The organism is Chryseobacterium sp. GQ58, assembly GCF_059758895.1.
Map to the genome: position 1 here is coordinate 761,024 of NZ_JCAXEH010000001.1, position 13,322 is coordinate 774,345.

The 13,322-nt window shown below is 34.6% G+C and carries 14 protein-coding genes; 11 read left to right on the forward strand and 3 right to left on the reverse strand.

Features of this window, described 5'->3' with window-relative positions:
* Positions 1 to 60: 60 nt before the first annotated feature.
* A complete protein-coding gene (locus AC6CHK_RS03615; protein ID WP_498093614.1) occupies positions 61 to 768 on the forward strand; it encodes a ferritin-like domain-containing protein in 708 nt (235 codons plus the stop codon).
* 27 nt (positions 769 to 795) lie between these two features.
* Positions 796 to 1,608 carry a ferritin-like domain-containing protein gene (locus AC6CHK_RS03620; RefSeq protein ID WP_498093616.1) on the forward strand — a complete coding sequence of 271 codons (813 nt, stop codon included), beginning with the start codon at positions 796 to 798 and terminating at the stop codon, positions 1,606 to 1,608.
* Positions 1,609 to 1,737: 129 nt separating this feature from the next.
* Here AC6CHK_RS03620 and AC6CHK_RS03625 read toward each other — a convergent pair whose 3' ends face one another.
* Positions 1,738 to 3,360, reverse strand: a complete 1,623-nt coding sequence (locus AC6CHK_RS03625) for an ABC-F family ATP-binding cassette domain-containing protein (RefSeq protein WP_498093618.1) — start codon at positions 3,358 to 3,360, stop codon at positions 1,738 to 1,740.
* 117 nt (positions 3,361 to 3,477) lie between these two features.
* On the opposite strand from AC6CHK_RS03625, the gene smpB reads away from it, so the two are divergent.
* From smpB to AC6CHK_RS03650, 5 genes are all read left to right on the forward strand, one after another.
* Positions 3,478 to 3,936, forward strand: coding sequence for an SsrA-binding protein SmpB (gene smpB / locus AC6CHK_RS03630; protein WP_498093620.1), 459 nt, complete (start codon positions 3,478 to 3,480; stop codon positions 3,934 to 3,936).
* A 77-nt stretch (positions 3,937 to 4,013) separates the two neighbouring features.
* Positions 4,014 to 5,498, forward strand: coding sequence for an OmpA family protein (locus AC6CHK_RS03635; protein WP_498093622.1), 1,485 nt, complete (start codon positions 4,014 to 4,016; stop codon positions 5,496 to 5,498).
* Between the two features lie 93 nt (positions 5,499 to 5,591).
* Positions 5,592 to 6,332 (forward strand): YebC/PmpR family DNA-binding transcriptional regulator, encoded by a 741-nt coding sequence (locus AC6CHK_RS03640; RefSeq protein WP_498093624.1) that lies wholly within the window; start codon positions 5,592 to 5,594, stop codon positions 6,330 to 6,332.
* A gap of 61 nt (positions 6,333 to 6,393) precedes the next feature.
* Positions 6,394 to 7,218, forward strand: coding sequence for a UDP-2,3-diacylglucosamine diphosphatase (locus AC6CHK_RS03645; RefSeq protein WP_498093626.1), 825 nt, complete (start codon positions 6,394 to 6,396; stop codon positions 7,216 to 7,218).
* Position 7,219: 1 nt separating this feature from the next.
* Positions 7,220 to 8,194 (forward strand): glycosyltransferase family protein, encoded by a 975-nt coding sequence (locus tag AC6CHK_RS03650; RefSeq protein ID WP_498093628.1) that lies wholly within the window; start codon positions 7,220 to 7,222, stop codon positions 8,192 to 8,194.
* Here the strand turns inward: AC6CHK_RS03650 and AC6CHK_RS03655 are convergent.
* Positions 8,180 to 8,470, reverse strand: a complete 291-nt coding sequence (locus AC6CHK_RS03655) for a GNAT family N-acetyltransferase (protein WP_498093630.1) — start codon at positions 8,468 to 8,470, stop codon at positions 8,180 to 8,182. The two genes, AC6CHK_RS03650 and AC6CHK_RS03655, sit on opposite strands and share 15 nt — an antisense overlap.
* 114 nt (positions 8,471 to 8,584) lie before the next feature.
* Positions 8,585 to 9,331, reverse strand: a complete 747-nt coding sequence (locus tag AC6CHK_RS03660; RefSeq protein ID WP_498093632.1) for an RDD family protein — start codon at positions 9,329 to 9,331, stop codon at positions 8,585 to 8,587.
* A gap of 27 nt (positions 9,332 to 9,358) precedes the next feature.
* On the opposite strand from AC6CHK_RS03660, the gene AC6CHK_RS03665 reads away from it, so the two are divergent.
* From AC6CHK_RS03665 to AC6CHK_RS03680, 4 genes are read left to right on the forward strand one after another with little or no spacing between them, the layout of a single operon-like run.
* Positions 9,359 to 10,348 carry a stage II sporulation protein M gene (locus AC6CHK_RS03665; protein ID WP_498093634.1) on the forward strand — a complete coding sequence of 330 codons (990 nt, stop codon included), beginning with the start codon at positions 9,359 to 9,361 and terminating at the stop codon, positions 10,346 to 10,348.
* On the forward strand, positions 10,335 to 11,294 hold the full coding sequence (locus AC6CHK_RS03670) for a DUF4013 domain-containing protein (protein WP_498093636.1): 960 nt from the start codon (positions 10,335 to 10,337) through the stop codon (positions 11,292 to 11,294). Before AC6CHK_RS03665 ends, AC6CHK_RS03670 begins: the two co-directional genes overlap by 14 nt.
* Positions 11,287 to 12,084 (forward strand): DUF4129 domain-containing protein, encoded by a 798-nt coding sequence (locus AC6CHK_RS03675; protein WP_498093638.1) that lies wholly within the window; start codon positions 11,287 to 11,289, stop codon positions 12,082 to 12,084. The genes AC6CHK_RS03670 and AC6CHK_RS03675 overlap by 8 nt, the downstream gene beginning before the upstream one ends.
* Before the next feature lie 12 nt (positions 12,085 to 12,096).
* A complete protein-coding gene (locus tag AC6CHK_RS03680) occupies positions 12,097 to 13,254 on the forward strand; it encodes a DUF4350 domain-containing protein (protein WP_498093640.1) in 1,158 nt (385 codons plus the stop codon).
* Positions 13,255 to 13,322 lie beyond the last annotated feature (68 nt).

Genomic DNA, 13,322 nt, shown 5'->3' on the forward strand with positions numbered 1-13,322 from the left:
ACCAATCTTGAGCAATTGTCGTAGATACTTTAAAATACTAAACCTTTTAAAAATAATATTATGAAAAAAACAGTCAATGTTTCCAGCCAGGGAGCCACTCTGGATACCAGCAGAAGAAACTTTTTAAAACTAAGCGGCATTGGTATTGTCGCTGCGGGGCTTACTTTGGTAGGCTGCGAAGACGATGATTTTGAATACAATGATAATAAAATATTTGATTTGGGAACCGGCGATGTAGGAGTTTTAAATTATGCATACGCTCTTGAACAATTGGAAGCCGATTTTTACACCAAAGTGGTCAATAATTTTTATGCAAATATCTCGACTAAAGAAAAAGAAGTTCTTATAGATTTGTATCATCATGAGGTCATTCACAGAGATTTTTTCAAAGCAGCGATTTCCGGTGCGACACCTAACGTTTTGCCAACACTTGAATTTCAATATCCAAACGTGAATTTCAATGACAGAAATTCTGTTTTAGCAACAGCAAAAGCCTTAGAAGATACCGGAGTTGCAGCGTATAACGCAGCAGGAAAGTATATTACAAATCCTGCTTATCTGGTACTTGCCGGTAAAATTGTTTCGGTAGAAGCGAGACATGCTTCTGCAATCAGAGATCTTATTAATCCCGGTACGGCGGCTTTTTCAGGTGATGATGTGATTGATGCCAACGGGCTGGATGTTGCTAAAGAACCTGCAGATATCGTAATGGCAGCAGGAGGATTTATTAAAACTCCATTTACCTGGAAAGAAAGAGGCATTAACTAAATTATTCATTTCAAAAATCTTATTATTATGAACATTCTTAAATTATTAGATAAACTTTCTGACGATTCATTTTTTACAAAACAGACGTCGAGATTGGAAAGTCTTACAGATATATCTTCATTTGGTAAAAAAGCGGCTGTTGCGGCTTTACCTTTAGGATTAGGAAGCTTTATGGCTACTTCGGCAAAAGCTGAAACTACAACGCCCGATACAGGTCTTGCGATGAAAAGCGCGCTTACAGATGCTTTGCAACTTGCATTGACTTTAGAATATTTGGAAGATGAATATTATAGAATCGGACTTAACACAGCGAATTTAATTCCTACCGCAGACCGGACTGTTTTTATGCAGATTTCGAAACATGAAGCAGCGCATGTTTCTTTTCTGAAAAACACGCTCAATTCATTAGGAACTGCTCCTGTAGCAAAACCTACTTTTGATTTTACGGCTGGAGGTAATTTTATGCCATTTAATGATTATCAGCAATTCCTTGTTTTGGCACAGGCTTTTGAAGATACCGGCGTAAGGGCGTACAAAGGACAAGCAGGAAATGTAATGTCAAACGGAGCTGTTTTGCAGGCTGCATTGCAGATCCATTCGGTTGAGGCGAGACATGCTTCTATGGTGAGAAGAATGAGGGCCAATAAAGGCTGGATCGAACTGGCGAACGGCGGAAATATGCCAGCTGCCACCAACGCTGTTTATGCAGGGGAAGATGTTACGGTACAAGCAGGTTTCAATACGGCAAATGCTTTTGGAGCGGCGGCAGGATCTGCGGCTTATGATGAGATTCTTACAGGTGCTGAAGCAACGGCTATTGCTTCATTATTTATTGTATAGTTTTTATAATATAATTTTGGTGAGCCTTTTCCGATGTTTTTCGGAAAAGGTTTTTAGTTGAAATTTTTAATATAAAAAACCGCTCAAGAAATTGAACGGTTTTGTTTTTTTAAGATTAAATCTTTATTTTTAAGAATACATCTTTTCTCTTAATTCTTTTACTCTTTTATCCGCAAGATATTCGTCGTATGTCGTTTCTCTGTCGATAATTCCGTTTGGAGTCAATTCGATAATCCTGTTACAAACTGTCTGAAGCATTTCGTGGTCATGTGATGACAATAAAAGATTTCCTTTAAAGTTTGACAAAGAGTTGTTCAAAGTCGTAATACTTTCAAGATCTAAGTGGTTTGTAGGTTCATCAAGCAAAAGAACATTTGCTTTCTGAAGCATCATTCTGCTGAACATACATCTCATTTTTTCACCTCCTGAAAGCACTTTACAAGATTTCAAAGCTTCATCACCAGAGAATAGCATTCTTCCCAAAAATCCTCTCATGAATTCTTCGTGACGTTCTTCATCGTTTTTAGTAAATTGTCTCAACCAATCAACCAAACTGATGTCTTCCTGAAAGAATTTGGTGTTATCTAAAGGCATGTGAGATTGGTTTGTCGTAACTCCCCAAGCGACAGTTCCTTTGTCTGGTTGAACATTTCCGGCTAAAATCTCGAAAAATTCTGTGATTGCCAATGAGCTTTTAGACAAAACAGCAACTTTATCACCTTTTTTAAGGTTTAAATCGATGTTTGAGAACAATAATTCTCCGTCTTTCGTTTTTTCTAAACCTTTTACATCCAAAATCTGATCACCAGCTTCTCTTTCCATTTCGAAAATAATGGCAGGGTATCTTCTTGAAGAAGGCTTAATATCGTCGATGTTTAGTTTATCGATCATTTTCTTTCTTGCAGTCGCCTGTTTAGCTTTTGCAACGTTTGAGCTAAATCTTGCGATGAAATCCTGAAGTTCTTTCTTTTTATCTTCCGCTTTTTTATTAGCCTGAGCTCTTTGTCTCGTCGCTAATTGAGAAGCTTGATACCAGAAAGAATAGTTACCTGTATAAAGATTAAGTTTAGCATAATCTAAGTCACCGATGTGCGTACAAACCGTATCCAAAAAGTGACGGTCGTGAGAAACAACGATTACCGTGTTTTCGTAATCTGCAAGGAAATCTTCTAACCAAGAAATTGTATCAATATCAAGGTCATTGGTAGGTTCATCCAGAATCAATACATCAGGATTTCCGAAAAGAGCCTGAGCCAAAAGAACTTTTACTTTGTCCTGATTCTCAAGTTCGCCCATCATTTGCCAATGCATATGATCTTTAATGCCAACATTTGAAAGCATGGTTTGCGCATCAGATTCTGAATTCCAACCGCCCATTTCGTCATAAATTACGCCCAATTCACCTGCTTTGATACCGTCTTCATCAGAGAAATCTTCTTTAGCGTATAAAGCGTCCATCTCTTCTTTTATCTCAAATAATCTCTTGTTTCCTCTCAAAACAGTCTCAAGAACAGTAAATTCATCATAAGCAAAGTGATCCTGCTCAAGAACTGACATTCTTTTTCCAGGTTCTAAAGATACGTGTCCTGTTGTTGGGTCTTGTTTTCCTGTTAATATTTTAAGGAATGTAGACTTTCCTGCACCATTTGCTCCGATGATTCCGTAGCAGTTTCCTTTGGTAAACATAATATTTACCTCGTCAAAAAGAACTCTTTTCCCGAATTGTAAAGATAAGTTAGATACTGTTAACATATAGTTTTGTAAATTTGGCGCAAAATTACGAAAAGAATTTGGGTAATTTATAATAATGTAATATTCAAGTTTTTAAATGGAAGCATTTTTGTATATACTTGAAAGAAATTTTAACATATGAAGATCGAGAAAACAGTCAATATATTTAATAAAAGAGCAAGATTCGAATACGAAATCATGGAAGAACTGGAAGCCGGAATGGTGCTTACCGGTACTGAAATAAAATCTTTGCGTTCTTCGAAAGCCTCTATAACAGAAGCTTTCTGCCAGTTTATTGACGGAGAATTGTATATTATTAATATGATGATTGATGAATATAAGCTGGGAACATTTTATAATCATAAAACAAAAAGGGAACGGAAATTGCTGTTGCACAAAAGAGAATTGTTAAAACTCGAAAAAAAACTAAAGGACGCAGGGAATACTATAATACCTCTAAAACTATATATAAACGATCGAGGCAAGGCTAAAGTGCTTATAGCATTAGGCAGAGGTAAAAAGCTTTTCGATAAGAGAGAGACAATAAAAGACAGAGAAAATAAACGCACACTCGATAGAATATTAAAGAAAAGTTAAAAATCATCCTGAAAACTTTGTTTTTAAAGAAAAATTATATTTATTTTGCATTATCAATTATTTAATCATTTAATTCTATGAAAAATCTAAAATTAGGAATTTCAGTATTGGCACTTACAGTTGCTTCTACTGTTTTCGCCCAGACTACCAACAATCCGTGGATGATCGGGGTTGGTGCTCATGCGGAAAACCATACAGCACAACGTGGTAACTTCAGCAACACGTTTTCTGCTAAAAATTTAACGAAGAATATGTTCAATATGAACAACTTCTCTATCACTCCACCATTATCAAAGCTTACAGTTGCTAGAAATATTGGTAAAGGTTTGGTAATCGACTGGCAAACTACTGTTGGTAATGTTGATAACAAAAGATTCAACATGGGGAAAGAATTCATGTTAATGACAGGTCTTGGTTTTCAAGCTAAAGCAGCTGGTCTTATCTGGGACGAAGAGTCTTGGTTTGACCCTTACTTAAGAGTAGGTGCTAACTATTTGAGACATGACTACACTTCTCTTACTTTCCCAAGACAGAGCTACATCGATGGAAGCCCTGCTGAAATGATTTCAAACGGAGAAAACGGTAATGAGAACGGTAAAGCTAACTTCTTTACAGTTGCTACAGGTGCTGGTATCAACTTCTGGTTGACTAAGAACTTCGGTCTTGGTGTTCAAGGAGATTATGTTTCAACTCCAGGCGATAAATCTACAGTTGCTAACTTCTGGCAAGCTTCCGCTTCTTTGAACTTTAGATTCGGAAACAGAGACAGAGATAAGGATGGTATCTTAGATAAAGACGATTTATGTCCAGATACACCAGGTTTACCAGAATTCCAAGGATGTCCTGATACTGACGGAGACGGAGTTCCTGATAAAGACGATCAATGTCCAGATGTTGCTGGTCCAGTTGAAAACAACGGTTGTCCTTGGCCAGATACAGACGGTGACGGTGTAATCGACAAAGATGATGCTTGTCCTACAGTTGCAGGTCCTGCAGAAAACAATGGTTGTCCTTGGCCAGATACAGACGGTGACGGTATCTTAGATAAAGATGATGCTTGTCCTACTGTTCCAGGTCTTCCAGAATACAACGGATGTCCTAAGCCTAAGGAGCAAACTGCTATTGAGGTTGAAACTAAATTAGGAAGCGTATTCTTTGATTTCAACAAAGCTACAATCAGACCTGAGTCTAAAGATGCTCTAGATTCTGCTGCAGATCTTATTAAGAAAGATGGCGGTAACTATCTATTAGAAGGTAGAACTGATGCTAAAGGATCTGAAGCTTACAACTTGAAGTTATCTAGAGAAAGAGCTGCTGCTGTAGTTGCTGCTTTAGATGCAAGAGGTGTAGATGCTAATGCTCTTAAATCTGTAGGTGTTGGTGAATCTAAAGCTACAGTTTCTGAAAAAGCTTCTGACGCTGAAAGACAAGTAGACAGAAAAGTAGTTGTAAAAGCTATCGAAAACATGGACGAGTGGAACGCAATCAAGAAAAGAGATTACGAAGATGCTCCAGTGAAGAAAGCTCCAGCTAAGAAAAAATCTACTAAAAAAAGAAAATAATTAATTTTTCTAAATAATAAATACCTCCAGTTTTCTGGGGGTATTTTTTTTATTGTTCATTTTAAGTAATTTTGTGAAAATTTAAATATAAAAATGGGAAGAGCATTTGAATATAGAAAAGCTTCTAAAATGGCCCGTTGGGATAAAATGGCCAAGACTTTCTCTAAAATAGGTAAAGACATTGCATTAGCCGTAAAAGCTGGAGGCTCAGATCCTGAAGCCAACCCTGCGTTGAGAAGATGCATTCAAAATGCGAAAGGTGCCAATATGCCAAAAGATAACGTTGAAAGAGCGATTAAAAAGGCAAGTGGTGCAGATGCAGAAAACTATGAAGAGATCACTTATGAAGGATACGGCCAAGGTGGTGTCGCTTTTTTTGTTGAATGTACAACAAACAATACAACAAGAACGGTTGCCAACGTGAGAGCTATTTTTAATAAGTTTGACGGGAATTTAGGGAAAAATGGTGAGCTTGCTTTCATCTTTGACAGAAAAGGTATTTTCAGTATTGATATGACGCAAATCAAGATGGATTGGGACGATTTTGAAATGGAAATGATCGATGGCGGAGCAGAAGATATTGATAAAGATCAAGATGAAGTGATGATCACAACTGCATTTGAAGACTTCGGATCTCTTTCTCACAAATTGGATGAATTGGGAATTGAGGTGAAAAGTGCGGAACTTCAAAGAATTCCAAACAATATCAAAGAGGTAACTCAAGAACAGTTTAAAGCAAATATGAAAATGCTTGACCGTTTTGAGGAAGATGATGATGTACAGAACGTATATCACAACATGGAAATCACTGACGAGTTGCTGGAATCTCTGTAAAACATAATATAGCATTCATATACAGTTCATTTTCAATTAGTTTCTTTGCATAAAATCATCTATGAAGAGAAACGTTGAATTGGTTGTCATTTCGGATGTGCATTTGGGAACTTACGGATGTAAGGCTAAAGAATTGTTAAGATATTTGAATTCTATTCAACCGAAAACTTTAGTTTTAAATGGTGATATTATCGATATCTGGCAATTTAAAAAGTCTTACTTCCCTAAGCCTCATTTGAAGGTGATAAAAAAGATTCTTTCTTTTGCCACCAAAAATACCGAAGTCTATTACATCACGGGAAATCATGATGAAATGTTCCGGAAGTTTACCGATTTTGAGTTGGGCAAACTAAAAGTATGTAACAAGCTTTTCTTAAATCTTAATGATCAAAAAACCTGGATTTTTCACGGAGATGTATTTGATGCTTCGGTTCAGCATTCAAAATGGATTGCAAAGTTGGGCGGAAAAGGGTATGATTTCTTAATTGTAATTAATAACGTTGTCAATTGGTTTTTAGAGAAAATGGGCAAAGAAAAATATTCATTTTCAAAGAAGATTAAGAACAACGTTAAAAAAGCAGTCAAATATATTGGTGATTTTGAACTAACGGCTTCCGAACTTGCCATTGATAACGAATATGATTATGTAATTTGCGGGCATATTCACCAGCCTCAAATTAGGGAAGTTGTCAACAAAAAAGGTTCTTGTACGTACTTAAATTCCGGCGACTGGATCGAAAATCTTTCAGCTTTGGAATATAATAACGGCGAATGGAAGATCTTTTATTATGAAGATCATAAACATTTGCTAAACGATGATGAAACCGAAGAAATTCAGGATATGAATAATTCTGAGCTTCTGAAAATAGTTACTCAATTTGCGTGATATGAAAGTATTGTATGCATTTCAGGGAACAGGAAACGGGCATGTGGCCAGAGCGCAGGAGATTATTCCGATCTTAAAAAAGTATGCATCGGTCGATACATTGATCAGCGGGCATCAGTCTCAATTGAATACAGATTTTCCTATAGATTTTAAGCATAAAGGGATTTCTCTTCTTTACAACAAAACTGGCGGAATTTCATATAAAAAAATACTTTTTGAAAATGATTTCCTCAAAGCTATTCAGACGATCAGCCAAATTAAATTAAAGCATTACGATTTGATCATCAATGATTACGAGCCATTAACGGCTTGGGCTTGCAAGCTTAAGAATGTAAAAATGCTTGAGTTGAGTCATCAGGCTTCGATGAGCTTTAAAGAAACTCCAAAGCCGAAACACAAAGATTTTTTAGGAGAATTTGTCTTAAAAAATTATGCTCCAAGTAAACATAAAATTGGTTTTCATTTTGAAAATTATCATTCTCAAATTAAAAAGCCGGTTATCAGAAAAAAAATAAGGAATTTAAATCCTGATAAAAAAGGTTTTTATGTTGTTTATCTGCCTAGTTTTTCTGATGAAAATATCATTAAGGTTCTGTCCGAAATTCCGGTTGAATGGAAAGTATTTTCCAAATATGCTAAACTTCATGTTAAAATAAAAAACGTTGAAATTTTTTCAATTGATGAACTTCACTTTCTGGAATGTTTCGAAAATTGCAACGGAATTCTTTGTAATGCCGGCTTTGAAGGTCCTGCCGAAGCTCTTTTTATGGATAAAAAACTTTTTGTAATTCCTATACAACATCAATATGAGCAGGAATGCAATGCTTGTGCTTTGGACCAAATGGGCGTTCCCAATTCTAAAATTTTAGACAGGGAAGAAATAAAAAGATGGGTAGAATCGGACGAGCATCTTCGCGTGGATTATCCTGATGATATTGAAGATATTATTCTGAATGACGTTTTAACGTTCCAATAAAATATCTTCCACATCATTCATGCGTCTCATTACAGATCTTGCATACGAACAGTGTGGGTAAATTTTCCAGTTGTTTTCTCTTGAAAACTTGATGGCTTCTTCGACCAGATATTTTCCCATTCCACGGCCTTCAAATTCAGGATGAACAAGCACAAAAGATATGACTAATTTATTTTCTTCAGGGAATATCGTGTAAGTAAGCCTTCCGACTTCTTTAATTTCATTATTAATGGTAATAACGCCGCCGTTTCCTGATTTATTATTTTCAAATTTCATAAGAACTGATTTACTAGAAAGATACAAAATCTGAACCGAACGGAAGATAATTGAAGTCGGAAATATGAAAAAGCGAATCAGTTAAATCTAATGTTTTGCATTAAATTGTAAAAATTATTCCCTTCCTGTGTAATAATTATAATCTTTAATAATAATTCCGATAAACTGTCTTTCCGTCATTTTTGTATGATCAATTTCCAGTTTTAGAATGCCTTTTATTTTATCTGAAAGTTTGCTGATGATTTGTCGGTCGTCGATTTTCAAAGCTTTAAGATAATTGTCTTTTATAATTCTCATGTCGTTATCACTCAATGCAATCACCTGCGGAAAAGTAGGCACATAATCTGTATGAAGGTTTTCTAAAATTGTGTGGGAAATATTAATATTGTTTTTTAAAGAAATAACAGCCGTTCCCGAAGCAATATCGCCCAAACGCTGATTATTTTTAGAAACGATCATAGAAATCAAACCAACAATCCCGGCAAAAGAAACATCAATCACCCGGAATACCCAACGGATCAGATAATCTCCGAAACTGGCCTGATAACCATCAATTTTTACAACCCGAATTTTCATCACTTTTTTTCCTGGAGTTTGGCCTTCCATTAAGCTTTCCAAAACGACAGGATAAATGTAAACCGGGAATGTAATGGCAATATAAATGGCCATTTGCGACCATTGATCAAGTCCTTCCAAAAGGTAGCCCAAATCAAATACACTAAAAAATATATAAAACGTAATAACAATGTATGCCGCTTTTATCAAAGTGTCGATAATAAAAGCAAGTATTCTTTCACCAATACTTGAAATGTTAAAATTAATATTTACATTTTGTGAGGTATTAATCGCAATTTGAGACATAATTTTTATTATTTTAGCCTTACAATTATGAGAGAAGTTTATTTTATTAAACAAAATAAAGAAAAATGGTTGGGAATCGAACAGGTTATTCAAGGGAAAATCAAAAAAAATCCTGATGACCTGTCTTCGCTGTACATCAACTTGGTCAATGACCTTTCTTTTGCCCAGACGTATTACCCGAAAAGTAATACAACGGTTTACCTTAATCACCTTTCTTCTCAGATTTTCCAGAAAATATACAAAACAAAAAGAGTAGAAGAAAACAGGATTTTGTATTTTTTTAAAACTGAAGTTCCGCTTTTAGTTTATCAGTACAGAAGATATTTGATGTATGCTTTCTTGTTTTTTATTGTTTTTACTTTGATTGGCGTTATTTCGGCAATTTATGATAAAGATTTTGCCAATATTATTTTAGGTGAAAGCTACGTAAATACCACCATCGAAAATATTAAAAACGGAAATGCGGTTGGTATTTATCAAAGCGGCTCAACTTGGGGAAGCACCATCGGAATTATATTTAATAACATCGGTGTTGGTGCAAAGCTATATATTTACGGGATTTTCTTTGGAATAGGATCGTTATACGTTCTTTTGTCCAATTCTGTAATGTTGGGCTCGTTTCAATATTTTTTCTATGATTACGGTGCTTTAAAAGACAGCGCAAGAGGAATCTGGCTTCACGGTGTATTTGAAATTTTTTCAATGGTTGTCGAAGCAATGTGCGGATTGATTTTGGGAGCGTCTATTTTATTTCCTAAAACTTTTTCGAGGTTTAATTCTTTAAAAAAAGGCTTAAAAGATTCTTTTAAAATATTTTTAAGCACAATTCCATTTACGATTTGTGCAGGAATTATAGAAGGCTACATTACCAGACATGCTCTGAAAATGCCTGAAATTTTAAATTTAATCATCATATTCGGATGTTTATTCATTATAGGCTTTTACTATTTTGTGTATCCTTACATCGTCAATAAAAAAATCAATAACCAAATCCTTACAAATCATGCAGTTTTATAAAAAAAGGGACTTTGGGGCTTTCATTAGCGACAGTTTCAGCTTTTTTAAATTATACGGTAAAAATTATTTTAAAAATTATATTCTGCTCAATGGGCTTCTGATGATCTTAATTGTTGTCGTGTTTATTTTTGGTTTCAGAGAGCTTTTTATGCAGCTTTTTGGTTCGAATATAAGCGGAAACGGAACTTACTTTGAAAACTATTTTCAAGACAATTTAGGGATGTTTATTGTGGTTGGAATCATCACATTTCTGCTTTTTCTGGTTTTAATGATCGTCAATTATCTTTATCCGGTTTTTTATTTGAAAAGATTAGCTGAAGGCGAAAAGAAAATCAGGACCGATGATATTTTAAGTGATTTTAAAAATAATGCCGGCAGAATAGGAATTCTTTGTTTGGGAATGATTTTTATTGTGACGCCTTTGTCGCTTATTTTAGTGGGAATTTCATATGCTTTACTATTGATTATTATAGGGTTTTTCCTGATGTTGTTGGTTTTTCCAACTTTATTCAATGTCATTACATTTTTAATGTACGATTATTTCAACAGCAAAAGAGGTTTTTTTGAGAGCTTAAGCTATTCGATCAGAGCACAGTTTTCATATACTCACGGAAGAGAAAAATCACCATTTTGGAAATATTGGGGCGCAACAATCATTATTTCGATTATTTTATATGTGATTACAACTATTTTCACCATGATACCGATGATTCTATTTTATACATCAATCCTCACTTCGGCTCCTGACGGGAATTATGAACAAAATCCGTTTGCCGGAACAATGGGAATCATGTTTTTTGTCGTGTACGGAATATCGATGTTGGTATCTTTTTTCCTTTCAAATATGATGTACGTTAATTCCGGATTGATGTATTACGACAGCAGAACAGACTTTCATCAAAAAATAGAATTGGCTGAAATAGATACGATTGGGATTAATGAATAGATTCTTTATTTTCCTGTTTACTTTTTTGTCTTTAGCATCTTCAAATGCTCAGGAATATGACAGCATGGCTGTTGTAGAAGCATTTGCGGAAGATTCTTTAAGCACGGGACATTACAAAAATATGTATCGTGCAGATTCTGTTTTGCTTAAAGATTCTGTTTCCGAAAATAGAGTTTACCCCAAAAATTTTAAAGAAGATATTACGTCAAGATACAAAGGAAACGAATTCGATTATTCTACTTCAAAACCCAGAGAATCATTTTGGGCTAAACTTCAAAGGAAAATTTTAAGACTGATACAATCTATTTTTGGAGAAACCAGTCTGGAAAGTTCGGCCAAAATCACGACCGTTATCATTCGTTTATTTGCGATTCTTCTTGTCGGATTTTTGCTTTATTTTATTATTAAATTTCTTTTAGGAAAAAACGGAAACTTCATTTTTGGAAAACGGAATAAAAAAGTGACGATCAATGAAGAAGAATTACACGAAAATATTCACGAAATCAATTTTCCTGAAAGTATTGCGTCTTTTGAAAGAGCAAAAGATTACCGCTCGGCTGTTCGTTACCAGTTTTTATTTATCCTTAAAAAGCTCAGCGATAAAAAACTCATCCTTTGGAATCCCGAAAAAACAAATAAAGATTATGTTGCCGAGCTGAAAGCAGATCACTTAAAAAACGAATTCTCAAATCTGTCGTATATTTTCGATTATGTCTGGTACGGCGAGTTCAGTATTGACGAGCAAATGTATTTAAAATTTAAAGAGCTTTATCAGTCTTTTAAACCATAATTTTAGAAAATAATGAATAAAACTTTCAAAATATATGCTATAATTTTCATCATTATCATGGTGATTTTGGCGTTGCTTGAAGTTAATAAAAAAGAAGTTACAGACTGGCGGAAAAATTTTGATGTTGATCAGAAATCTCCTTTTGGATTATTCGTTTTCAATCAGGAAGCACAATTTTTATTTAAAAACAATCTTAAAAAAGTAGATCTTACTCCGTACGATTATTACAATCAGAATAAAAAAAAGCAACATAATATTTTAGTTATCGAAAGCGACATCGACGTTGTTTCGTGGAAAAAAATTCTTGATGAAGTCTCGAAAGGATCCGATGCTATTTTGATTGGGAGCCAGATACCAAAAGATATTTCGGACAGTATTGGCTATTACGACTCGCAAATTTCTTTTGCTGATCAAAATGTTTTGAAACTGACTGATAAAAAATATTTAAATGATTTTATTAAATTAGATAAATTCCCTTCAGGAAGAGGCTTTTCGTACATCAAACCAGGCGTTGAGGTTTTAGGGAAAACCGTTGAAGAAGATAATTCTCATCAGGTAAATTTTATAAAATCAAAACTTGGAAAAGGAAATATTTATGTACATTCTGAGCCGCTTTTTCTTACCAATTATTATCTTCTGAAATCCGGAAATATAAAATATGCGCAAGATGTCTTTTCGTATTTTCAGGATAGAGAAACAGTTTGGTTTGTAGAAAGTAATACAAAAGAATCTCGTTTTTTTATGAGATTTATATTAAGCAATCCAGCCTTGAAATACGCTTGGTGGCTTTTATTGGGCGGCTTGGTTTTGTTTATATTTTTTAATGCTAAAAGAAAGCAACGTATCGTCCCGATTATCGAGCCGCTAAAAAATACTTCCGTAGATTTTGTGAAAAGTATCGGAAATCTTTATCTGCAGGAAGGTGATTTTCATGATATGATGGCGAAAAAAGCTCAGTATTTCCTGAATAAAATAAGGCTTGATTTCTTGATTGATACACAAAGTTTAGATGAAGAATTTGCAAAGAAGCTACAATTGAAAACAGGAAAAAGTTTAGATATCATCAACGAAGCTATAACTTTGATAAAGAAAGCACAAGATCCATACGCAAGCGTAATGAAGGAAGATTTAGCTAAGATGAATAAGCTTTTAGATGGTATTTTAAATTAAAGGCTTGAAAAAAAGAGCTCCGTAGGAGCGCAATATTTGTAGAAACAGATATTTTTTTAATAGAACTC

What these genes read in the sequence shown, in the direction of transcription:
- AC6CHK_RS03615 (WP_498093614.1), top strand. Translation starts at nt 61, where the DNA reads ATGAAAAAAACAGTCAATGTTTCCAGCCAGGGAGCCACTCTGGATACC.
- AC6CHK_RS03620 (WP_498093616.1), top strand. Translation starts at nt 796, where the DNA reads ATGAACATTCTTAAATTATTAGATAAACTTTCTGACGATTCATTTTTT.
- AC6CHK_RS03625 (WP_498093618.1), bottom strand. Translation starts at nt 3,360, where the DNA reads ATGTTAACAGTATCTAACTTATCTTTACAATTCGGGAAAAGAGTTCTT.
- smpB (WP_498093620.1), top strand. Translation starts at nt 3,478, where the DNA reads ATGAAGATCGAGAAAACAGTCAATATATTTAATAAAAGAGCAAGATTC.
- AC6CHK_RS03635 (WP_498093622.1), top strand. Translation starts at nt 4,014, where the DNA reads ATGAAAAATCTAAAATTAGGAATTTCAGTATTGGCACTTACAGTTGCT.
- AC6CHK_RS03640 (WP_498093624.1), top strand. Translation starts at nt 5,592, where the DNA reads ATGGGAAGAGCATTTGAATATAGAAAAGCTTCTAAAATGGCCCGTTGG.
- AC6CHK_RS03645 (WP_498093626.1), top strand. Translation starts at nt 6,394, where the DNA reads ATGAAGAGAAACGTTGAATTGGTTGTCATTTCGGATGTGCATTTGGGA.
- AC6CHK_RS03650 (WP_498093628.1), top strand. Translation starts at nt 7,220, where the DNA reads ATGAAAGTATTGTATGCATTTCAGGGAACAGGAAACGGGCATGTGGCC.
- AC6CHK_RS03655 (WP_498093630.1), bottom strand. Translation starts at nt 8,470, where the DNA reads ATGAAATTTGAAAATAATAAATCAGGAAACGGCGGCGTTATTACCATT.
- AC6CHK_RS03660 (WP_498093632.1), bottom strand. Translation starts at nt 9,331, where the DNA reads ATGTCTCAAATTGCGATTAATACCTCACAAAATGTAAATATTAATTTT.
- AC6CHK_RS03665 (WP_498093634.1), top strand. Translation starts at nt 9,359, where the DNA reads ATGAGAGAAGTTTATTTTATTAAACAAAATAAAGAAAAATGGTTGGGA.
- AC6CHK_RS03670 (WP_498093636.1), top strand. Translation starts at nt 10,335, where the DNA reads ATGCAGTTTTATAAAAAAAGGGACTTTGGGGCTTTCATTAGCGACAGT.
- AC6CHK_RS03675 (WP_498093638.1), top strand. Translation starts at nt 11,287, where the DNA reads ATGAATAGATTCTTTATTTTCCTGTTTACTTTTTTGTCTTTAGCATCT.
- AC6CHK_RS03680 (WP_498093640.1), top strand. Translation starts at nt 12,097, where the DNA reads ATGAATAAAACTTTCAAAATATATGCTATAATTTTCATCATTATCATG.